Below are 21477 nucleotides of genomic sequence, written 5' to 3'. Positions count from 1 at the left end.
ACGCCCGGTTACATTCCGAACCCGGAAGCTAAGCCTTTCAGCGCCGATGGTACTGCAGGGGGGACCCTGTGGGAGAGTAGGACGCCGCCGAACAATCATTGCGGAAGCCCCGCACCAGACCCTTCGGGGTCCGGTGCGGGGCTTTTCTGCGTTTACGGTCCGGTGAATGCCTGGGCGACGGCAAGGCTGTCCTCGTACACGTGGTGACGGGTGATCCTGCCGTTTTCGACCGTGAGGTGCAGGGCGAACCGGGCGCGATAGGAACGGCCGGTGGGGCGGGCGGTCCGGCGGATCTCACCGACTACGACGGCGTCGTCGCCGTCGATGAGGATGCGTTCGATCTCCGTGGCCGCTTTGCCGGGCACGTGGTGTTCGGCAAGCTCACGGAAATGGGCGGCAGCGTCGGAGCGGGTGGAACGGTGCCGGATCCACGGGGTGTCGGCACGACCGTGTTCCGCCTCCGGCCAGGCCAGCTTCCAGTCGCCGTGCTCCGCGTACAGTTCGGCGATGTGCCGGGCGTCGCCCTCGCCGATGCGGCGCAAGAGCTCCTCCACCACGACGCGCGTGTTCGTGGGCATCGTCTCGCCCATGGCTGATCCCTCCGGTTCGGGGCCCGCGTCGGCGCGACGCGGAGAGAACAGCATTCTCGGCCGCGCGGGCCACCGGGCGCGATTACCTCGGAGGTCATCGCGCTGGAGGGCCGCCAGGTCCTACAGCCGGCCGGCGGCCTTGAGGGAGAGGTAGGCGTCGGCGAGGGCCGGGGCCAGGGTGTCCGGGGTGGCGTCGACCACGTGGACGCCGTGCCGGGTGAGCTGGTCGGCGGTGCGGCGGCGCTGGGACTGGGACTGGGTGCCGGCCGCGGCCTCGTAGACCTCGTCCACGCCGCCGCGGGACGTCGTCATCTCCGCCACGTGGGGGTCCGCCACCGAGGCCAGCAGGACCGTGTGGCGCTGCGTGAGGCGGGGCAGGAGGGGCAGCAGGCCCTCTTCGACCGGGGCCGCGTCCAAGCTCGTCAGAAGGACCACCAGGGAGCGGCGCGGGGCGCTCCGCAGGATGGTGGAGACGAGGGTGCGGGAATCCGTCTCGACCAGTTCCGGCTCCAGAGGGGCCATCGCGTTCACGAAGGACGGAAGGACGTCTGCGGCCGGGCGGCCCTGGACCTGGGCGCGGGGACGGCGGTCGTGAGCCAGCAGGTCCACCCGGTCGCCGGCGCGGGTGGCCAGGGCGGCGAGGAGCAGGGCCGCGTCCATCGCCGCGTCCAGGCGCGGGGCGTCGCCGACGCGGCCCGCCGAGGTGCGGCCGGTGTCCAGGCAGATCAGGATGTGCCGGTCGCGTTCGGGCCGCCAGGTCCGGACGGCCACCTTGGTCTGGCGGGCCGTGGCGCGCCAGTCGATGGAGCGGGTGTCGTCGCCCGGTACGTAGTCGCGGAGACTGTCGAACTCGGTGCCCTCACCGCGGGTCAGAACGCTCGTACGGCCGTCCAGTTCGCGCAGGCGGGCCAGTCGGGACGGCAGGTGCTTGCGGCTCGTGAAGGGCGGCAGGACGCGGACCGTCCACGGGACGACGTGAGCGCCCTGCCGGGACAGCAGGCCCAGCGGGCCGTACGAGCGGATCGTGACGCGGTCGGCCCGGCGGTCGCCGCGCCGGGTGGGGAGCAGGCGGGTGGTCAGGCGGCGGCGTTCGCCCGCGGGGACCACCACCTCGTGGCGTGAGGCTGACGTCTCCGTGCCCGGGATCCAGCTGCTGGGAGGCCAGGCGTCGCGGACGTGGGCCCGCAGCTTGCGGCCGCTGGGGTTGGTGACGGTGAGGTGGACGTCCGCGGGTTCGCCGAGGCGGACCGAGGTGTCGCCCGATCGGGTCAGGCGGAGGGTGCGGACGGGCGCCGCCAGCGCGTAGTCGACCGCACAGGCCAGCGCGAGCGGTCCGTTGACCGCGAGCATCCCCGTCCAGCTCGGTTCGAGGATGCCGACGGGGATGCTGCCGAGGGCCGCCAGCAGGGCGGCGCGTCCGGTGAGGGCCATCAGCGCGGGACGGGGACGTGGGAGAGGATCGCCGTGATGACCGCGTCGGCCGCAACTCCCTCCATCTCCGCTTCCGGGCGCAGCTGGACGCGGTGGCGCAGGGTCGGCAGGGCCAGGGCCTTGACGTCGTCGGGGGTCACGTAATCGCGGCCGGTGAGCCAGGCCCAGGCGCGGGCGGTGGCCAGCAGGGCGGTCGCGCCGCGCGGGGAGACGCCGAGGGTGAGGGACGGCGATTCGCGGGTGGCACGGCAGATGTCGACGACGTAGCCGGCGATCTCGGGGGAGACGGAGACCTTGGCGACGGCCTCTCGGGCGGCTTCGAGCTGCGCCGGGCCGGCCACCGGGCGGATGCCCGCGGCGTGCAGGTCGCGGGGGTTGAAGCCCGCGGCGTGCCGGGTCAGGACACCGATCTCGTCCGCGCGGGACGGGAGGGGCACGGTGAGCTTGAGGAGGAAGCGGTCCAGTTGCGCTTCCGGGAGCGGGTACGTGCCCTCGTACTCCAGGGGGTTCATCGTGGCGGCGACGAGGAAGGGCTCCGGGAGCGGGCGCGCCGTGCCGTCGACCGTGACCTGCCGCTCCTCCATCGCTTCGAGGAGCGAGGACTGGGTCTTGGGCGGGGTCCGGTTGATCTCGTCCGCGAGGAGGAGGTTGGTGAAGACGGGGCCGTTCTGGAAGGAGAACTCGGCGGTGCGGGCGTCGTAGACGAGGGAGCCGGTGACATCGCTCGGCATCAGGTCCGGGGTGAACTGGACGCGCTTGGTGTCGAGTTCGAGGGAGGCGGCGAGGGCCCGTACGAGGAGGGTCTTCGCGACGCCGGGGACGCCTTCGAGGAGCACGTGGCCGCGGCACAGGAGCGCGACGACGAGACCGGTGACGGCGGAGTCCTGACCGACCACGGCCTTGCCGATCTCGGTGCGGAGCGCTTCCAGGGAAGCGCGGGCGCTGTCCGCGGTCGCAGCCGTGGACTCGGTGGCCGGGTACGTCATGACGTACGGACCTCTCTTTCGAGGGCGTCGAGGTGGTCGGCGAGCGCGACGAGTGCCGCGTCGTCGGAGGGGGTGGGGCCGAAGAGCAGGGCGGTGACGTCCCTGGCCTGCGGCTCGCCGGTGAGTCGGGCGGAGACGGCGGGCGTCAGCGCCGAAGGATCGTGGGCCTGGGTGTGCGGTACGCCGACCAGGGCGGCCAGGCGTTCGCGGGTGGCGGCGCGCAGCACGGTGGCGGCGCGGTCGCGGGCCCCGGCCTTGCGGTAGAGGCGGGCGCGGCCCTCGGTGGCCTCGGAGGCGCGGATGACGACCGGCAGCTTCTCGGTGACGAGGGGGCCGAGGCGGCGGGCGCGCCAGAGGGCGGCGAGTACGGCGGCCACGAAGAGCTGGAGCAGGGCCCAGGACCAGCCGGCCGGGATGAGGTCGAAGAGGCTCTTCTCGCCGGAGTCGGTCGCGGGGTCGGAGTCCGCGAGGGACGGCATGTACCACACGAGCTCCGGGCGGGAGCCGAGGAGTTGGAGGGCGAGGGAGGCGTTGCCCTCCTCGGCGAGGCTCTCGTTGAGGAGGACCGTCTCGGAGCCGAGGAGGACGGTGTCGCCGCCCGTGGTGCCGGTGGGGAGGACGAGGAGGGTGGGGTGGCCGTCGCTCGGGTAGCAGGTGGTGGCCCGAGGGAGGGCGGTGGTGTAGCGGAGGCCGCCGCCGGTGCCGGCGCGGCCCGCGGACGTGGCGGCGGGCAGGGTGCAGGCCGGAGCGAGCGTGTCCGACTCGGCCTCGCCCTTCGTGTGCACACCGGGGGTCAGGTCGGGAAGGCTGTGGCCGCCGGGGGCCAGGAGGACGGTGCGGCCGCCGGAGAGGTCCATGGCCGAACGGATGACTCCGCGCTGGGTGGTGCCGAGGCGGTCGGGGTCGGTGACCAGGAGGGTGGTGCGTGGGCCGGCCGCGGCGGCCGCCTCGGAGGCGGTGGTGACGACGCGGGTGGTGACACCGCGGTCCTCGAGGAGTTCGGCGACGGCCCTGCTGCCGTAGGGGTCGGGGGAGCGGGGGTCGAGCAAGCCGTGGCGGGTGCCGGAGTCGAGGGCGGCGACGGCGAGGCCGCCTGCGGCCAGCACGGCGAGGAAGGCCAGGACGCGGCGCGTCCGGCGTATCCGCTGCGCCCGGCCGGGGCGGGGAGCCGCGGTGTCGCCGGACGCGCCCGTGGTGGCTCCGGCGGGGCCGGGCGCTCGCCGGGCCGTCTTCCCGGACACCGAACCGGGTGTGGGGTCGGAGAGTACGGCGGAATGACGGTCGGCGTCCTGCGGGGGCCGCCCGGGCGGGGTCTCGTGCCCGCCGTGGCCGGGGGTGGGTGTAGTGGGGCCGGTCATGCGGTGGGTCCCGTCAGGAGCGGCTTGGCGCGTTCCAGGGTGAGGTCGAGGGCGCGCAGGCGGGCGTACGCGTCGGCGTCGGCGGTGCGGCCGCCGTAGGTGACGTCGTCGAAGGTACGGGCGGCCGCGCGGAGGTCCCCGGCGTGGTCCGGGAGGGAGACGGCGGTTTCGGCCGCGGCCTCGTCGGCGGTGCGGCCCGGGCGGGGGTCGAGCAGGGTGCGCTCCTCCAGGGAGCGGACGACGGCGCGCATGCGCTCCTGGACGGCTTCGGTCCAGCGCCCGGCGGCGGCGTGGACCTCTGCGGCCGTGCGGTGGTCGGCGGCGCTGCGGATGCCGTCGTCGAAGAGGACACCCGCCCCGGAGACGGCCCGGCGGGGGGAACCGAGCCGCCACCACAGGGCGCCGACGACCAGGACGACCAGGAGGACGATCACGACGAGGCCGAGCGTGCCTCCCGGGGTCCCCCCGGAGGCCGCGCCGAACAGGTCGTCGAGCCATTCGAAGAACTTGCGCAGGGCGCGGTCCAGCAGTCCCGGGTCGTTCTGGTGGTACATGGGCTTGGACAGTTCGCGCTCCGCCGCCTCCTGGGCAGGCTCGCGCGGTGTCGTGACCGGTGGTGTCGCCGCGCTCGGCAGGAGCGCCGTGGCGCGGGTGATGAGGCCCCCCGTACTCATCATGGGTGTGTCAGCCTCCGGTCGTGCCGTAGTTCTCGACGCCCGCGGCCCGGGCGAGCTCCAGGTCGAGCCCCTCGCGGCGGATGCGCTGGTCGACGTAGAGGAGGACGGTGACGCCCGACTGCATCGGCATCACGATGGTCTGCGCGATGATCGCGCCGACGCCGGAGAGGACGAGCGCTCCCCAGGCGGTGGAGGCGGTGCCGGAGCCCAGGCCGCTCATGCCGCCGCCGAAGAGGCCGATGCCGAGGAACGTGAGCGGCCAGACGATGATCGCCGCGACGATGGACGTGATGACGCCGGTGAGGAGGGTGATGCCGAAGATGCGCCACCACGTGCCCTTGACCAGCTTGGAAGAGCGGGCGAGGGACTTGAAGACGGTGGTCTTCTCCAGCATCAGGGCGGGCGAGGCCAGGCTGAACTTGATCCACAGCCAGGTGGCCAGCGGGAACGCGGCGAAGATACCGAGGACGCCCAGTCCCGGGCTCCGGGCGAGGAAGGCCGGCACGATCAGCACGGCGGCGAGGAGGGCGAAGCCGAGTCCCAGCAGCAGGGTCAGTCCGGTCATGCGCAGCAGCTGAGGACGGGCCTCGCGCCAGGCGGCGGAGATCGTGGAGCTGTTGCCGAGGATCGCCCGACTGAAGATCATCGTGAGCATCGCGGTGGCCACGATGCCCCCGAGGGCCTGGATGAAGGCGACTCCGATCGTCACGGCCGCGGCGGTGCCGAGGGTGCTGATCGCCTCCTCGAAGTTCTCCGCGGGGTCCGTGCCGAGGACGAGGTCGGACATCACGTACTTCTGCAGGAGGACGCTCATCACCTGCACCAGCGTGGCCACGACCAGCGTGATCGGCAGCACCGAGCGCCAGTGGGCCCGCATGGTGGCGACCGCGCCGTCGAGGATCTCGCCCATGTCCAGGGGGCGCAGCGGGATCACACCGGGTTTGGCGGCCGGGGGCTTGCCCCACTGACCGGGGCCGCCCGGGTAGCCGTACTGGCCGCCGTACGGGCTTCCGTACTGGCCTCCGTTCGGTCCCCAGCCCTGGCCCTGCTGCGGCGGTGCCTGCGGAGGCGGGGTCGAGCCGGAGCTCTGGCCGGGCGTCGGGCTGGACCACTGGCCCGGCGGCGGCTGCTCGGACGACCACGTGGGGCCGCCGGAAGCCGGCTGATCGGAGGGCGCCCCAGGTCGCTCGCCGTCGGACGGAGAGGATCCGGGCGTAGCCCAGCCCGGAGAGTCGTTCATCGTCGCTCCTTCACGTGCACCTGCTGCGGCGGGGGGCGCTGGTCGCTGCCATCGTGCCACGTGAGGTCCACGAACGGACCAGCCGTCCCCCCGGATCCTCGGCAGCCCGTACCTTCAATTGTCACCCGGATCCGGGGCAGACTGGTCGACCTGATCTCCACGCAGGTCCGAGGGGCGATTTCCAGCCCTTTTGGCTGTGGGACAGCTCACCGCCAGGTAACGATTAGCTAATGGGATGATGTCAACCATGAAGGGACGCGTCCTTGTCGTCGACGACGACACCGCGCTGGCCGAGATGCTCGGCATTGTGCTGCGTGGAGAAGGTTTTGAGCCGTCGTTCGTAGCGGACGGCGACAAGGCACTGGCTGCCTTCCGGGAGGCGAAGCCGGACCTGGTGCTGCTCGACCTCATGCTGCCCGGAAGGGACGGCATAGAGGTGTGCAGGCTGATCCGGGCGGAGTCGGGCGTGCCGATCGTGATGCTCACGGCGAAGAGCGACACGGTCGACGTCGTCGTGGGCCTGGAGTCCGGTGCCGACGACTACATCGTCAAGCCGTTCAAGCCGAAGGAGCTGGTGGCCCGCATCCGGGCCCGCCTGCGCCGGTCGGAGGAGCCCGCCCCCGAGCAGCTGACCATCGGTGACCTCGTCATCGACGTGGCCGGCCACTCGGTCAAGCGGGACGGTGCCTCCATCGCCCTGACCCCGCTCGAGTTCGACCTGCTGGTCGCCCTCGCGCGCAAGCCCTGGCAGGTGTTCACCCGTGAGGTGCTGCTGGAGCAGGTCTGGGGCTACCGGCACGCGGCGGACACCCGGCTGGTCAACGTGCACGTGCAGCGCCTGCGCTCCAAGGTCGAGAAGGACCCGGAGCGCCCCGAGATCGTCGTGACGGTGCGCGGTGTCGGCTACAAGGCCGGACCCAGCTGACGTGCAGCCCGGCAGGGACCGCAGCGGTTCCCTCTGGGGAGCGCTGAGGGGCGGCCGGCTGCTCCAGGACGGAGCGCCCGGCGGCCCTGTGCTGCGGCTGTTCGTACGTCTCCTGCGCCGGCCGGTGCTTCCGGCTGTCCGGCTGTGGCGCCGCAACATCCAGCTGCGGGTCGTCGCGGCCACGCTGCTGATCTCGCTCGCCGTGGTCCTCGCCCTGGGCTTCGTCGTCATCGCCCAGGTCAGCAAGGGTCTCCTCGACGCCAAGGAGGAGGCGGCGCAGAGCCAGGCCGCGGGCGGTTTCGCGGTCGCACAGGAGAAGGCCAACGCCCCCGCGACCGTGGACGGGCCCGACGCCGCCGACAACAAGGTCGGACTCGACGCCAGTACCTGGATGAACTTGCTGGTCAAGCAGCTCGCCAGTGGCGGCCAGACCGCCTTCGAGGTGGTCGCGCTCGGCGCCGGTACCGGCGACCAGGTCCTGCCCGGCACCCAGGGGGTCAAGGGCGCCCGCGCCTCCGGCAACGTGGATCCGGCCGCCAGCGTGCCGATCGCGCTGCGCCGGGCCGTCAACCACTCCGCCGGCACCTTCAAGACCTTCTCCGAGATCCGGTACACCGCCGGGGCCGGGGAGAAGGCCCCCGAGCCCGCGCTGGTCGTGGGCAAGCGGCTCACCGACATCAACGGGGATCCGTACGACTTGTACTACCTCTTCCCGCTCACGCAGGAGGAGGAGTCACTCAACCTGATCAAGGTCACCATCGTGACCGCGGGCCTGTTCGTCGTCGTCCTGCTCTGCGGCATCGCCTGGCTCGTCGTACGCCAGGTCGTGACCCCCGTGCGGATGGCCGCCGGGATCGCCGAACGGCTCTCGGCGGGCCGGCTCCAGGAGCGGATGAAGGTCACCGGCGAGGACGACATCGCCCGGCTGGGCGAAGCCTTCAACAAGATGGCGCAGAACCTCCAGCTCAAGATCCAGCAGCTGGAGGAGCTGTCGCGGATGCAGCGCCGGTTCGTCTCGGACGTCTCGCACGAGCTGCGGACCCCGCTGACGACCGTACGGATGGCCGCCGATGTCATCCATGACGCCCGGGTCGACTTCGACCCGGTCACCGCGCGCTCCGCCGAACTCCTCGCAGGGCAGCTCGACCGGTTCGAGTCGCTCCTCGCCGACCTGCTGGAGATCAGCCGGTTCGACGCGGGCGCGGCCGCCCTGGAGGCCGAGCCGATCGACCTGCGGGACGTCGTGCGCCGCGTCACCGACGGCGCCGAGCCGCTCGCCGAGCACAAGGGCACCCGTATCCGGGTGCTCGGCGACACCCAGCCGGTCATCGCCGAGGCCGACGCGCGGCGGGTGGAGCGGGTGCTGCGCAATCTGGTCGTCAACGCCGTGGAGCACGGCGAGGGACGCGATGTGGTGGTCCGGCTGGCCTCCGCGGGCGGGGCCGTCGCGGTCGCCGTACGGGACTACGGCGTCGGGCTCAAGCCCGGCGAGGCCACCCGCGTCTTCAACCGCTTCTGGCGGGCCGACCCGGCACGGGCCCGCACCACGGGCGGCACCGGCCTCGGCCTGTCCATCGCCGTCGAGGACGCCAGGCTGCACGGCGGCTGGCTCCAGGCGTGGGGCGAGCCGGGCGGCGGCTCGCAGTTCCGCCTGACCCTGCCGCGCACGGCCGACGAGCCGCTGCGGGGCTCGCCCATCCCGCTGGAACCCGAGGACTCCCGGGCCAACCGGGCCAGGGCCGCCGCCGACGCCGCGGCCGATGCCGCGAGCAGCGCGGCGGACCGGCAGCCGGCGGACGGCGGCGACCGGTCGCCGATACCGCCGCGGTCGGCGGTCGCCGGAGCGCTGCCCGTACCCGCCGACCCGACCGCCCTGCCCGGCAACGGAGCCAGGGTCGTGGCCCGGCCGGCCGAGCAGGCACCACAGGAGGATCGAACCGATGCCGACGCCGATGGCGATGCCCGTGGACGCGGAGCCCATGGAGGCTGAGCCCGTGGACGCCGGGGCCGGGACCGAGCACGGCCGGGGCAGGGGCAGGCGGCTGCGCACCGTACGGACGTACGCCCTCGGCGTCGCCGGGCTGCTGCTGGCCGGATGCGCCTCGATGCCCGACCACGGGGAGATCCGCTCGGTACAGGCCTCGCAGGGCGTCGACTCCCAGGTCCGGGTGTTCGGCGTACCGCCCGCCGACAAGGCCAGTGCGGGCGAGATCGTCGACGGCTTCCTGGAGGCGATGACCAGCGACGACCCGCAGCTGGAGACCGCCCGCAAGTACCTCACGGAGGAGGCGGCCAAGAGCTGGAAGCCCGGCTCCGCCGTCACCGTGCTCTCGGGCGGCCTCGACCGGTCCCCGGTCCGCGGGGAGAAGGATCCCGAGGGGCCCCGCTGGAGGGTGACCGGCAAGAAGCTCGCGACGGTGGACGAGCGCAGCGCGTACCAGCCGGAGACCGGCGGGCCGGCGTACGAGGAGTTCCTCCAGCTGGTCCAGGAGGACAAGCAATGGCGGATCGCGAGCCCGCCGAAGAGCCTCGTGCTGAGCGAGTCGGACTTCCAGCGCATCTACATGCCGGTCAACAAGTACTACTTCGCGGGCGGCACCCTGGTCGCCGACCCCGTGTACGTGCGGCAGCGCAGCGACCCCGACTCGCGGATGGACCCGACCACGCAGACGGTGCAGTCGCTGCTGGCAGGGCCGTCCCGGTGGCTCAGCCCGGTCGTCGAGTCCAGCTTCCCGACCGGTACGGAACTGCGGCCGGGCACCAAGTCCCTTTCGTACGACGGTCAGAACACGCTGCGGGTGCCGCTCAACGACAAGGCCGACAACGTCGCGCAGCCGCAGTGCCGGAAGATGGCCACCCAACTCCTGTACACCGTCAAGGACCTGACGGGTTCCCGGCTGGACCAGGTCGAACTGCTGCGCTCCGACGGCAAGTCGTCCTCGCTGTGTTCGGTGACCGAGGTGAGCGCGGCCGCGATCGCCAACCGGCCCAAGATCCCCGAGTACCAGTACTTCGTCGACAACGAGGACCGGCTGGTCCGGATGAAGCTCGACATCTCGAGCGAGGACCAGCAGTACCGGCCCGATCCGGTGCCGGGGCCGCTGGCCGGCCCGCCGGGGTTCAAGGTCGGCTCGGCGGCCGTGTCGTACGACGAGCGGCGCGCGGCCGTGGTCTCGGAGGACGGGCACGGGCTGTACGTCGTGTCGATGACCGGGTCCGGGCCCATGCCGCAGCCGGTGTTCGTCGGCAAGGGGAACAAGCCGAACTCGCTGACCGCGCCCAGCTGGGACGCGGCGGGCGACCTGTGGTTCGCCGACCAGGATCCGCAGCACCTGGGGCTGTGGCGGGTGCCCGGCGGGACCGGGGCCCCGGAGAAGGTCCAGGTGGCCGGGCTCGACGGCGGCCGGATCATCTCGCTGAGGGCCTCCCCCGACGGAGTGCGCATCGCGCTGCTCGTGCAGCAGGACGGCGCCCGCAAGAAGCTGTTGGTGGGGCGGATCGAACGGCCCGACGGCAAGGGTGACGTCTCGGCGGTGTCGGTGCGCGAGCTGCGCCCGGCGGCCCCGCAGATGGCGGACGTGACGACGATGAGCTGGGCGCCACGGGGCCGGCTGCTGGTGGTGGGCCGGGAGAGCGGCGGGATCGTGCAGGCCCGCTACATGCTGGCGGACGGCTCGATGGTCGCGGCGGGTCTGCCCGGTGCCACGGGGCTGACCGCGGTCGCGGTGGCCGCCTCGGAGGACGAGTCGAAGCCGAAGCCGGTGGTGGCCTTCTCCGACGGGGACGGGATCGTGTGGCTGCCCCCGGGGGCGCAGTGGCGCACCGTGATGGCGGGCGGCCGGGCTCCGGTGTACCCGGGCTGACCTGCTCTTACGTCCTCTTGCGTCCGTTGTCCACAGGGGTGGCGGGCGCTCGTGGTGCCCGGCAGACTGGATGCATGCGGGGGTGGTGGCAGGAGCTGGCCGGGCTGGTCCTGCCGGTCGACTGCGCGGGCTGCGGGTCCGCCCGGGTGCTGCTGTGTGCCGGCTGCCGGGAGGCGCTGAGCGGGGCCGGGGCGGCGGTGGCGCGGCCGTCTCCGCGGCCCGAGGGGCTGCCGGCGGTCCATGCGGCCGCCGCGTACGAAGGGCCCGTACGGGCGGTCCTGCTGGCCCACAAGGAGCGCGGGGCGCTGCCGCTGGCCGGTGCGCTCGGTGCCGCCCTGGCGTCGGCGGTGTGGGCGGGCGGAGTGGCGGTAGGGGAGCGGGAGGTGGCACTGGTGCCGGTCCCGTCGGCGCGGCGGCAGGTCCGGGCGCGCGGGCACGATCCGGCGCGCAGGATCGCCCTTGCCGCGGCGGGCCGGCTGCGGCGGGCCGGTGTGCCCGCGCGTGTGGCGCCCGTACTGCGGCTGCGGCGGGCGGTGGCGGACCAGGCGGGGCTGGGGGCCCGGCAGCGGCGGGAGAACCTGTCGGGAGCCCTGGAGGTGTGCCGGGGCGGGGCGCGGCTGACCGGCGGGGCCACGATCGTGCTCGTGGACGATCTGATCACCACGGGGGCGACGCTGGCCGAGGCCGCGCGGGCGGTGCGCGCTGGGCGGCTTGCGCACGTGGCGGGTCTGCGGGCGGCGGTCGTGGCCGCAACTCGCACAGAGCAAAAAATCCCGTGAATAGATTTGGAACTGCGGGGGAAGGCCCATCGTTGCAGGTAGTAAGAGGGAACGGCTATCTGAACGGAAGTACGTTCCGGTAGCGGGTGCCGACAACCGTCATTGAGGGATATGTTCGGTTGTGAGGACTGGCGAGCCTTGAGGCCCCCCGCATCGCTGTCTCTCGACTCCGACGTCGGTGGGGTGTTGATCTTGCCGATGGGGGAGGAGGAGGTGAAAGTCGCCAAGTCCGAGGCTCCGGCCTTCACCGGAGTCTGGTGCGAAAGGGAGACGCTTCGCCCCGTCGGGCGGAGCTATCCGGGAACGGAGTTCTGCGTGGACATCGTCGTCAAGGGCCGCAAGACCGAGGTGCCCGACCGGTTCCGCAAGCACGTGGCCGAGAAGCTGAATCCGGAGCGGATCCAGAAGCTCGACGCCAAGGTGATCAGCTTGGACGTCGAGGTGTCCAAGGAGCACAACCCGCGCCAGGCCGACCGTTCCGACCGCGTGGAGATCACCCTGCATTCGCGGGGCCCGGTGATCCGTGCCGAGGCCGCCGCCGCAGACCCGTACGCGGCGCTGGACCTGGCTCAGGACAAGCTGGAGGCCCGGCTGCGCAAGCAGCACGACAAGCGCCACACCCGCCGCGGCAACGGCCGGCTCTCGGCGGCGGAGGTCGCCGACGTGGTGCCGGACGCCGCCACCCTGAACGGGAACGGCCAGCCGGTCACCGACGAGAAGGCGGACGCGATCCCGACCACCCGGATCGGATCGCTGGAAGTGCAGGGCGAAGGCCCGCTCATCGTCCGCGAGAAGACCCACTCGGCCGCACCCATGTCGCTCGACCAGGCTCTCTACGAGATGGAACTGGTCGGTCACGACTTCTACCTGTTCGTCGACTCCGAGACGAAGCTGCCCAGCGTCGTCTACCGACGTCACGCGTACGACTACGGCGTGATCCACGTGAACCCCGACGGGGCCTCCAGTTCGGAGCAGCCGCGTGGTGGTGCCGGGGGCGCGCTCGGCGGCTGAGCACACATTCGCCGTCCCCCCGCGGGACGCTCCGGCGTCCCGCGGGGGGCTCTTGTGCGGCCTCTCGTGTGGCGCGTATGCGCCAGGCAGCCGTCGCCGGCCCCCCGCGCCGTGCCGCGGGCATGGAATCATGGCGGGCAGTCAACCGGCGGGGATGCCCGTCCGGTTGGCCCGGCAGCTCGGCACATGCAGGGGCAGGGGGAGGAACATGGCGGACAGCTTCGGGCCGGTGCGCGGTGACGACGGTGCGGGCTGCCGTGCGGCGGACGCGGCGGCGGAGCCCGCCGGGGAGCCCATCCGGGTACTCGTGGTCGACGACCACGCGCTGTTCCGGCGCGGGCTGGAAATCGTCCTCGCGCAGGAGGAGGACATCCAGGTCGTCGGTGAGGCCGGGGACGGCGCGGAGGCCGTGGACAAGGCGGCCGACCTGCTGCCGGACATCGTGCTGATGGACGTACGGATGCCCAGGCGCGGCGGGATCGAGGCATGCACCTCGATCAAGGAGGTGGCCCCCTCCGCGAAGATCATCATGCTGACGATCAGCGACGAGGAGGCCGACCTCTACGACGCGATCAAGGCGGGTGCGACCGGGTACCTCCTGAAGGAGATCTCGACGGACGAGGTGGCCACGGCGATCAGGGCGGTGGCGGACGGACAGTCGCAGATCAGCCCCTCGATGGCGTCGAAGCTGCTCACCGAGTTCAAGTCGATGATCCAGCGGACCGACGAGCGGCGGCTGGTGCCGGCGCCGAGGCTGACGGACCGGGAGCTGGAGGTCCTGAAGCTGGTGGCCACCGGCATGAACAACCGGGACATCGCCAAGCAGTTGTTCATCTCCGAGAACACCGTGAAGAACCACGTCCGCAACATCCTGGAGAAGCTGCAGCTGCACTCCCGGATGGAGGCCGTGGTCTACGCGATGCGCGAGAAGATCCTCGAAATCCGCTAGCCGCCCGCCGGCCTCGGGGGCAGGGGGCCAGGGGCCCGGCTACGGGTGCCGCGGGGTCCCGGGGCCCGGGGAGAGGAGCCCGGGGGGGCGGACACGCCTACAGCGCGGCCAGTTCCGCCACGACGGCAGCGGCCTCCTGGGGGTTCTGGGCGCGGTCGACGCGGACGGCGTCGCAGCCGACCCATTCCGCCGCCTCCCGCAGGGCCTCCGCCATCGGGCGGGCCGCCTTCGGGGACGTCAGGGAGAGCTGGCGGGCGACCAGGGTGCTCCCCTCGCGGCCCGGGTCGACGCGGCCCTGGAGGCGGCCGCCCGCGAGCAGCGGCATCGCGAAGTACCCGTGTATCCGCTTCGGCTTGGGCACGTACGCCTCCAGGCGGTGCGTGAAGCCGAAGATCCGCTCCGTGCGGGGGCGGTCCCAGACCAGCGAGTCGAAGGGGGAGAGCAGCGTCGTGCGGTGGCGGCCCCGGGGGGCCGACGCGAGCGCCGCGGGGTCCGCCCACGCCTGCTTCGCCCAGCCCTCCACCGTGACCGGCACCAGCCCGGAGTCCGAGATCACCGCGTCGACCTGGTCCCCCTTGAGGCGGTGGTAGTCGGCGATGTCGGCGCGGGTGCCCACGCCCAGCGACTGGCCGGCCAGGGCGACCAGGCGGCGCACGCACTCGCGGTCGTCCAGGTCGTCGTGGAGCAGCTCGTCGGGGACGGCGCGCTCGGGGAGGTCGTACACCCGCTTCCAGCCGCGGCGCTCGCTGCACACCACCTCGCCGGTGTCGAGCAGCCACTCCACCGCGATCTTCGTCTCGGACCACTCGAACCACTCGCCGCCGTTCTTGGCGCCGCCCAGCTCGGTCGAGGTCAGCGGGCCGTCGGCCCGCAGCCGGTCGAGGACCGCCTTCGTCGAGCGCTCCTTGTCCTGGAGGACGTGCCAGCGGTGGCCGCGCGCCCGGCGGGCGCGGCGCCGGAAGGCGAAATGCGGCCATTCCTCGATGGGGAGGATGCAGGCCGCGTGCGACCAGTACTCGAAGGCGTGGCGCTCCGACCAGTAGGCCCGCTCCACCGTGTTCCGGCCGACGGCGCCCAGGCGGGCGTACGGGATCAGCTCGTGCGAGCGGGCCAGCACCGAGATCGTGTCCAGTTGCACGGCGCCCAGGTGGCGCAGGACGCCGCGGACCCCGCCGCGGCGGTCGGGCGCTCCGAGGAAGCCCTGCGCGCGCAGGGCGATCCGGCGGGCCTCGTCGGCGGACAGGGACACGGTCGGCGGCGGCAGGCTGCTCATGCGCCGAAGCCTAGGCGGCGCCACTGACAGCGGGCGCGTACGGGATCCGGGAGGACAGGCCCAGGTCGGACGGGAGCAGCGCGCCGGCCCAGCAGTTCGTACGCGATGTCCTCGCACCACCCGGCCGGGACGCTCTGCGTCACGTAGTCCTCCGCGTGGGCGGGTTCGTACGGGACGGGCACCGATATCCAGCGCCGATCTCGGGATCCCGGCAGGCGGCATGCACCTCGGCGGCGTCCTCGGGGGTGTGAGGGCGCAGCACGGGACGCTCGGTGGTCAGCGTGATCGGCTCCATGATCGCGGTTCTGCCCGGCCCCTATTCGGCGCCTGACGTCAGGTACGGCAGCGCCGGGGTCAGGCCGAGGTCGGAGGGGAGCAGGGCGCCGACCCAGCAGTCGCGCGCGGTGTCGTTCCTGATCAGGCCGGCCCGCAGGAGGCCCTCGAAGCGGAAGCCGGCCTTCTCGGCGACCGCCCGCGAGGCGGTGTTGCCGGCCTCGGCGCGCCATTCCAGGCGTACGGCGCCCAGCTCGGTGAAGGCCCAGCGGGCGACGGCGGTCACGGCCTCGGTCATGAAGCCCTGCCCGCGGTGTTCCTTGGCGGCCCAGTAGCCGATCTCGTACGAGTTCGTGCCGAAGGCCTCGTGCACGTGGACGCCGACGGCCGCGACCAGCGGGCCGCCGGCCCCCAGGCGTACGGCGAACGGGTACGCCGTGTCCTCCCGCCAGCCGTTCGGCACGATCTCGTTGACGAAGACGTGCGCGTGGGCGCGCTCGTAGGGGGAGGGGACCATGGTCCAGCGCTGGATGTCGGGATCCTGCGCGGCGGCGTACACCTCGTCCTCGTCGGCGGGGCCGAAAGGCCGCAAGTCCAGCCGGGCGGTGGTCAGTGAGATGGGTTCCATGACGTGATTGTGGTGGTGCCGCGATGCACCGTGCGAACACTTTTTTCGTAAAGGAGCTCCGGGACAGCGGCACCTTCGGTGTCCCCCGTACGTTCTCAATCAGGGCACCCACGCCCTTAGGGCCACGGCGGACCTCCCGACGCGACCACGTCCTCGCTTACGATGGCCGTTGCGGTGGGGCCCACCTGCCGTGCCCGTGTACGTACAGTGCCCAGGCCCGACCGGCAAGGAGACAAACCTCGGTGTCCGTCTTCAACAAGCTCATGCGTGCAGGCGAAGGCAAGATCCTGCGCAAACTGCACCGCATCGCGGACCAGGTCAACTCCATCGAAGAGGACTTCGTCAACCTCTCCGACGCCGAGTTGCGGGCGCTCACGGACGAGTACAAGCAGCGTTTCCAGGACGGCGAGAGCCTGGACGACCTGCTGCCGGAGGCCTTCGCGACCGTACGCGAGGCCGCCAAGCGCGTCCTCGGCCAGCGGCACTACGACGTCCAGATCATGGGCGGCGCGGCGCTGCACCTCGGCTACGTGGCCGAGATGAAGACCGGTGAGGGCAAGACCCTCGTCGGCACCCTGCCCGCGTACCTGAACGCGCTGTCCGGCAAGGGCGTCCACCTGATCACGGTGAACGACTACCTCGCCGAGCGCGACTCCGAGCTGATGGGCCGGGTGCACAAGTTCCTCGGCCTGGAGGTCGGCTGCATCCTGGCGAACATGTCGCCGGCGCAGCGCCGAGAGCAGTACAGCTGCGACATCACGTACGGCACGAACAACGAGTTCGGCTTCGACTACCTGCGCGACAACATGGCGTGGTCCCAGGACGAGCTCGTCCAGCGCGGCCACAACTTCGCCGTGGTCGACGAGGTCGACTCGATCCTCGTCGACGAGGCCCGCACCCCGCTGATCATCTCCGGCCCGGCCGACCAGGCCACGAAGTGGTACGGGGACTTCGCGAAGCTGGTGACCCGCCTGAAGAAGGGCGAGCCCGGCCAGCCGCTGAAGGGCATCGAGGAGACCGGCGACTACGAGGTCGACGAGAAGAAGCGCACCGTCGCCATCCACGAGTCCGGTGTCGCCAAGGTCGAGGACTGGCTCGGCATCGAGAACCTCTACGAGTCGGTGAACACCCCGCTCGTGGGCTACCTGAACAACGCCATCAAGGCGAAGGAACTGTTCAAGAAGGACAAGGACTACGTCGTCCTCGACGGCGAAGTCATGATCGTCGACGAGCACACCGGCCGTATCCTCGCCGGCCGCCGCTACAACGAGGGCATGCACCAGGCGATCGAGGCGAAGGAAGGGGTGGACATCAAGGACGAGAACCAGACCCTCGCCACGATCACCCTGCAGAACTTCTTCCGCCTCTACTCGAAGCTGTCGGGCATGACCGGTACGGCCATGACCGAGGCCGCCGAGTTCCACCAGATCTACAAGCTCGGCGTCGTGCCGATCCCGACCAACCGCGACATGGTCCGCAAGGACCAGCCGGACCTGATCTACCGGACCGAGGTCGCGAAGTTCGCGGCGGTCGTCGACGACATCGCGGAGAAGCACGAGAAGGGCCAGCCGATCCTCGTCGGTACGACGTCGGTCGAGAAGTCCGAGTACCTCTCCCAGCAGCTCTCCAAGCGCGGCATCCCGCACGAGGTGCTCAACGCCAAGCAGCACGACCGTGAGGCGACGATCGTCGCCCAGGCCGGCCGCCGCGGCGCCGTCACCGTCGCCACGAACATGGCCGGCCGCGGTACCGACATCAAGCTCGGCGGCAACCCGGACGACCTCGCCGAGGCCGAGCTGCGCCAGCGCGGCCTGGACCCGGAGGAGCACATCGAGGAGTGGGCGCACGCCCTGCCCGAGGCGCTCACCAGGGCCGAGGCGGCGGTGAAGGCCGAGTTCGAGGACGTCAAGGAGCTCGGCGGGCTGTACGTGCTGGGCACCGAGCGCCACGAGTCGCGCCGTATCGACAACCAGCTGCGCGGCCGCTCCGGCCGACAGGGGGACCCGGGCGAGTCCCGCTTCTACCTGTCGCTTGGCGACGACCTGATGCGCCTGTTCAAGGCGCAGATGGTCGAGCGCGTCATGGCGATGGCCAACGTGCCGGACGACGTGCCGATCGAGAACAAGATGGTGACGCGCGCGATCGCGTCGGCCCAGTCGCAGGTCGAGACCCAGAACTTCGAGACGCGCAAGAACGTCCTGAAGTACGACGAGGTCCTCAACAGCCAGCGTGAGGTCATCTACAGCGAGCGCCGCCGCGTCCTGGAAGGCGAGGACCTCCAGGAGCAGGTCCGCTTCATGATGGACGACACGATCGACGCGTACATCGCGGCCGAGACGGTCGAGGGCTTCGCCGAGGAGTGGGACCTTGAGCGCCTGTGGGGCGCCTTCAAGCAGCTCTACCCGGTGAAGGTCACCATCGAGGAGCTGGAGGAGGCCGCGGGTGACCGGGCGGGCATCACCGCCGAGTTCATCGCGGAGTCCATCAAGGACGACATCCACGAGCAGTACGCGGCGCGCGAGAAGACGCTCGGCTCCGACATCATGCGCGAGCTGGAGCGGCGCGTGGTGCTGTCCGTGCTGGACCGCAAGTGGCGCGAGCACCTGTACGAGATGGACTACCTGCAGGAGGGCATCGGCCTGCGGGCGATGGCCCAGAAGGACCCGCTGGTCGAGTACCAGCGCGAGGGCTTCGACATGTTCAACGCGATGCAGGACGGCATCAAGGAAGAGTCCGTCGGCTACCTGTTCAACCTGGAGGTGCAGGTCGAGCAGCAGGTCGAGGAGGTTCCGGTGCAGGACACGGCGCCGTCGCTGACGAAGGAGCCGGTGCCGGCCGGGCGTCCGGAGATCCGGGCGAAGGGGCTGGACGCTCCGCAGCGGCCGGACCGGCTGCACTTCTCGGCGCCGACGGTCGACGGTGAGGGCGGGGTCGTCGAGGGCGACTTCGAGTCCGAGGGCGCCGGTGGCGACGGTGACGGGATGACGCGGGCGGAGCGGCGCAAGGCGCAGAAGGCTTCCGGCGGGCGTCGCCGTAAGAAGTAGCCCCGCCGCCCGGGGCTGATCCGCCGGCCGGGGCCGGACACCGTGGGGTGTCCGGCCCCGGCCGCGTTGTGTGCCGGGGCCGGGGCTCCGCCGGTGGGGCGGGGTGGGCCCGGTGGGGCAGAAGGATCGGGGCTCCGCCCCGGGCCCCGCGCCTCAAACGCCGGTGGGGCTGGGTTGTGCCCGTTCGGGCGGGGTGGGCCCGGTGGGGCGGAACGATCGGGGCTCCGCCCCGGTCCCCGCGCCTCGAGCGCCGGCGGGGACGGGTTGGGGCCGGTGGGGGTCAGGGGCGGCGGCCCTGGATTTCGATTGCCGCGCAGCGCCAGCGGAGGTCCGGGCCCTGTTCCAGGCGGAAGGCCATCGCTGTCATGCGGTCGCCCGTGGCGATGCGGGCGAAGGCCTCGATGACGCCCGGGCCCGGGGTGAAGCGGCCGCACTGACGGACCACCGGGCGCAGGCGCTCGCGCTCGGCGTCCGCCCCGCCAGAAGGGCGAGGGGAAGGGTGGGAGGGGGCCAGACTCACCAGCTGCTGGTAGGCGGGGCCGACGGTGTGGCCCAGGAGCGAGTGGACCGGCCGCAGGCCGCTGACGACCGCCAGGAGGCGTTCGGCGAACCAGTGGTGCGGGCCGAGCCGCAGGGCCCGCGGCGGGGCCGCCGGACGCCTCCCATCGCGCCGCCCGGCGGGCCGGGTCCGGGACTGGCCGCCGGTCCGGCGCCGGGCCGCCTCGCCGCCGATCGTGCCGCGCATCGTGGTGTCCATCGCGATCTGCCCCCGAACAGGCCGGGCCCGGAGCGGTACCGGGCGGTAACTTGATGGGGATCTTCTACGGCCGCCCGAACACGCTCCGCAACCGTCGGCCCCCTCGGGCCCGGGCCCCCGCCCGGTTCACCTATCCGAGTGCGCGGCGCGCTGCCCAGCGCCTCGGCGGCGTGCCCGAGGGGACCGGGGTGGACGGACGCGGGTCCCGCTCCCGCACCCCGAAGGGGGACGAGGCCGTCACCCGGAGGGGCGCGGGAACCGACGCCGTCGCGGAGCCCGTGGGCGGGCGGCCGTCTCCCGGTGAAGGCGGGGGCGGTCGTATCCTGAGGGCGTTTCCGACTACCGAAAGCAGCCGGCCATGCGCGTGTACGTCCCCCTGACCCTCCCCGGGCTCGCCGAGGCGCACAAGGCGGGTGAGCTGGGCCCCGGCCCGCTGCGTGCGTACGCCGTCACGCCCGGGCTGCGCGAGTGGTACGTGTCGGACGACATCGAGGAGTTGGAGTACGCGGCCCTGAGCCGCGCCGCGGCCGCCTCCCTGCGGCTGATCGCCGCCGACCCGGCGGCCCCGCGCAGGCGGGTCGTCGTCGCCCTGGACGTCGCCGACAAGGCCGCCACGGCCACCCCCGGGCTCGACGAGGCCACCCTCGGCCAGGTCGCCCTCGCCGACGCCGTACGGCTCACCGTGGCCGCCGCCGTGCACGTCGACGCCGACGACGCCGAGCAGGACGTGGCCGCCGCCGCGGCGGCCGTCGACGCCGCCGACGCCGGGGACGACGACGCGCAGTTCACCGTCGACGCCGCCGAGGACCACGAGCTGCTGTGGTTCGGCGTGCAGGAGATTCCAGGGCTGCTCACGTGACGTCCGTACACGCGACGCACCTCGTCTGGGACTGGAACGGCACGCTGCTCCACGACATCGACGCCGTGATGGCCGCGACCAACGCCAGCTTCGCCGAGCTCGGCTTCGCGCCGATCACCTTGGAGACCTACCGCGACCTGTACGTCGTACCGGTGCCCAAGTTCTACGAGCGCCTCATGGGCCGGCTGCCCACCGATGAGGAGTGGCTGGTCATGGACGACACGTTCCACCGGCACTACTGGGCCGCCGCCGAGGACGCCGGGCTCGCCGAGGGCGCCCGGGAGCTGCTCCAGGGCTGGCAGCGAGACGGGCTCACCCAGTCGCTGCTGTCGCTCGCGCCCCACGAGAAGCTGGTGCCGCTGGTACGGTTCCACGGCATCGAGCGGCACTTCCTGCGCGTCGACGGGCGCATCGGTCCCTCCCACACCAGCAAGGCAGGACATCTCGTACGCCACCTGTCCGCCCTGGACGGGACGGGCGTGACCGCAGAACGTACGGTCCTCATCGGAGACGCCGTCGACGATGCGCTCGCCGCGGCCCACGTCGGCGCCCGGGCCGTCCTCTACACGGGCGGTTCACACAGCCGCGGCAGTCTCGAATCGGCCGGTGTGCCCGTCGTCGACACCCTGGCCGACGCCGTACGGACAGCTCGCGAGCTGTCCGAATAGACACTGGACAGGCCAGTGCACGGACTGCTCTTCACGTCGCTGGCCAGAGTGTCAAAGTTCCACCCCAAGATTTGTACAGAAGCAGTGCATGACGACCTGGGGGTGGGGCGAGATAGCCTTGTACCCGTGATCAGCGCGATAGTCATCGGGGGCACTGGAGCCTCCG

General features: G+C 72.2%; 18 protein-coding genes and 1 rRNA gene. 10 read left to right on the top strand and 9 right to left on the bottom strand.

The features are described from left to right. Window positions 1-93 (top strand): 5S ribosomal RNA (gene rrf, locus AB0D48_RS08730); the annotation flags it as partial. A gap of 59 nt (window positions 94-152) precedes the next feature. Here rrf and AB0D48_RS08725 read toward each other — a convergent pair. The 6 genes from AB0D48_RS08725 to AB0D48_RS08700 form a co-directional block, all read right to left on the bottom strand. Next, window positions 153-578 carry a nuclear transport factor 2 family protein gene (locus AB0D48_RS08725; RefSeq protein ID WP_362392340.1) on the bottom strand — a complete coding sequence of 142 codons (426 nt, stop codon included), beginning with the start codon at window positions 576-578 and terminating at the stop codon, window positions 153-155. Window positions 579-710: 132 nt separating this feature from the next. After that, window positions 711-2021, bottom strand: coding sequence for a DUF58 domain-containing protein (locus AB0D48_RS08720; protein ID WP_362392271.1), 1311 nt, complete (start codon window positions 2019-2021; stop codon window positions 711-713). Then, window positions 2021-3007, bottom strand: coding sequence for a MoxR family ATPase (locus AB0D48_RS08715; protein WP_362392268.1), 987 nt, complete (start codon window positions 3005-3007; stop codon window positions 2021-2023). The genes AB0D48_RS08720 and AB0D48_RS08715 overlap by 1 nt, the downstream gene beginning before the upstream one ends. Then, window positions 3004-4365, bottom strand: coding sequence for a DUF4350 domain-containing protein (locus AB0D48_RS08710; RefSeq protein ID WP_362392265.1), 1362 nt, complete (start codon window positions 4363-4365; stop codon window positions 3004-3006). Before AB0D48_RS08710 ends, AB0D48_RS08715 begins: the two co-directional genes overlap by 4 nt. After that, complete coding sequence (locus AB0D48_RS08705; RefSeq protein ID WP_362392262.1) at window positions 4362-5042, bottom strand: DUF4129 domain-containing protein; 681 nt, start codon at window positions 5040-5042, stop codon at window positions 4362-4364. The genes AB0D48_RS08710 and AB0D48_RS08705 overlap by 4 nt, the downstream gene beginning before the upstream one ends. 7 nt (window positions 5043-5049) lie before the next feature. Then, on the bottom strand, window positions 5050-6282 hold the full coding sequence (locus tag AB0D48_RS08700) for a hypothetical protein (RefSeq protein WP_362392260.1): 1233 nt from the start codon (window positions 6280-6282) through the stop codon (window positions 5050-5052). A 235-nt stretch (window positions 6283-6517) separates the two neighbouring features. Here AB0D48_RS08700 and mtrA point away from each other — a divergent pair, with 235 nt between their 5' ends. The 6 genes from mtrA (at window position 6518) to AB0D48_RS08670 (ending at window position 13809) form a co-directional block, all read left to right on the top strand. Continuing rightward, window positions 6518-7207, top strand: a complete 690-nt coding sequence (gene mtrA / locus AB0D48_RS08695) for a two-component system response regulator MtrA (protein ID WP_360903204.1) — start codon at window positions 6518-6520, stop codon at window positions 7205-7207. 1 nt (window position 7208) lies between these two features. Further along, window positions 7209-9197 carry an MtrAB system histidine kinase MtrB gene (gene mtrB, locus AB0D48_RS08690; RefSeq protein ID WP_362392255.1) on the top strand — a complete coding sequence of 663 codons (1989 nt, stop codon included), beginning with the start codon at window positions 7209-7211 and terminating at the stop codon, window positions 9195-9197. Further along, window positions 9148-11070 carry an LpqB family beta-propeller domain-containing protein gene (locus AB0D48_RS08685; protein ID WP_362392252.1) on the top strand — a complete coding sequence of 641 codons (1923 nt, stop codon included), beginning with the start codon at window positions 9148-9150 and terminating at the stop codon, window positions 11068-11070. Before mtrB ends, AB0D48_RS08685 begins: the two co-directional genes overlap by 50 nt. A 74-nt stretch (window positions 11071-11144) precedes the next feature. Continuing rightward, window positions 11145-11849 (top strand): ComF family protein, encoded by a 705-nt coding sequence (locus AB0D48_RS08680; protein ID WP_362392249.1) that lies wholly within the window; start codon window positions 11145-11147, stop codon window positions 11847-11849. 315 nt (window positions 11850-12164) lie between these two features. Continuing rightward, window positions 12165-12860, top strand: coding sequence for a ribosome-associated translation inhibitor RaiA (gene raiA, locus AB0D48_RS08675; RefSeq protein ID WP_362392337.1), 696 nt, complete (start codon window positions 12165-12167; stop codon window positions 12858-12860). A 208-nt stretch (window positions 12861-13068) separates the two neighbouring features. Then, on the top strand, window positions 13069-13809 hold the full coding sequence (locus AB0D48_RS08670; protein WP_362392247.1) for a response regulator transcription factor: 741 nt from the start codon (window positions 13069-13071) through the stop codon (window positions 13807-13809). A 97-nt stretch (window positions 13810-13906) separates the two neighbouring features. On the opposite strand, the gene AB0D48_RS08665 is transcribed toward AB0D48_RS08670, so the two are convergent. Further along, a complete protein-coding gene (locus AB0D48_RS08665) occupies window positions 13907-15082 on the bottom strand; it encodes a crosslink repair DNA glycosylase YcaQ family protein (protein ID WP_362392244.1) in 1176 nt (391 codons plus the stop codon). A gap of 316 nt (window positions 15083-15398) precedes the next feature. Then, window positions 15399-15983, bottom strand: a complete 585-nt coding sequence (locus AB0D48_RS08660; RefSeq protein ID WP_362392241.1) for a GNAT family N-acetyltransferase — start codon at window positions 15981-15983, stop codon at window positions 15399-15401. Between the two features lie 242 nt (window positions 15984-16225). Here AB0D48_RS08660 and secA point away from each other — a divergent pair, with 242 nt between their 5' ends. Continuing rightward, on the top strand, window positions 16226-19027 hold the full coding sequence (gene secA / locus AB0D48_RS08655; RefSeq protein ID WP_362392238.1) for a preprotein translocase subunit SecA: 2802 nt from the start codon (window positions 16226-16228) through the stop codon (window positions 19025-19027). Between the two features lie 280 nt (window positions 19028-19307). Here the strand turns inward: secA and AB0D48_RS08650 are convergent, their stop codons facing one another. Continuing rightward, window positions 19308-19772, bottom strand: a complete 465-nt coding sequence (locus AB0D48_RS08650) for an Rv3235 family protein (protein ID WP_362392334.1) — start codon at window positions 19770-19772, stop codon at window positions 19308-19310. Between the two features lie 370 nt (window positions 19773-20142). Between AB0D48_RS08650 and AB0D48_RS08645 the strand changes: the two genes are divergently transcribed. Together AB0D48_RS08645 and AB0D48_RS08640 are read left to right on the top strand one after the other, a co-directional pair. Further along, the gene (locus tag AB0D48_RS08645; RefSeq protein WP_362392235.1) at window positions 20143-20643 is read left to right on the top strand and encodes a hypothetical protein; all 501 of its coding nucleotides are present in this window, start codon (window positions 20143-20145) and stop codon (window positions 20641-20643) included. After that, window positions 20640-21311, top strand: a complete 672-nt coding sequence (locus AB0D48_RS08640; protein WP_362392232.1) for an HAD family hydrolase — start codon at window positions 20640-20642, stop codon at window positions 21309-21311. Before AB0D48_RS08645 ends, AB0D48_RS08640 begins: the two co-directional genes overlap by 4 nt. Window positions 21312-21477: the final 166 nt, after the last annotated feature.

It is taken from the genome of Streptomyces sp. NPDC048269, from assembly GCF_040652395.1.
Classification (GTDB): domain Bacteria; phylum Actinomycetota; class Actinomycetes; order Streptomycetales; family Streptomycetaceae; genus Streptomyces.
Note: the sequence above shows the minus strand (reverse complement) of the source record. Positions and strands in the feature narration are given on the sequence as shown.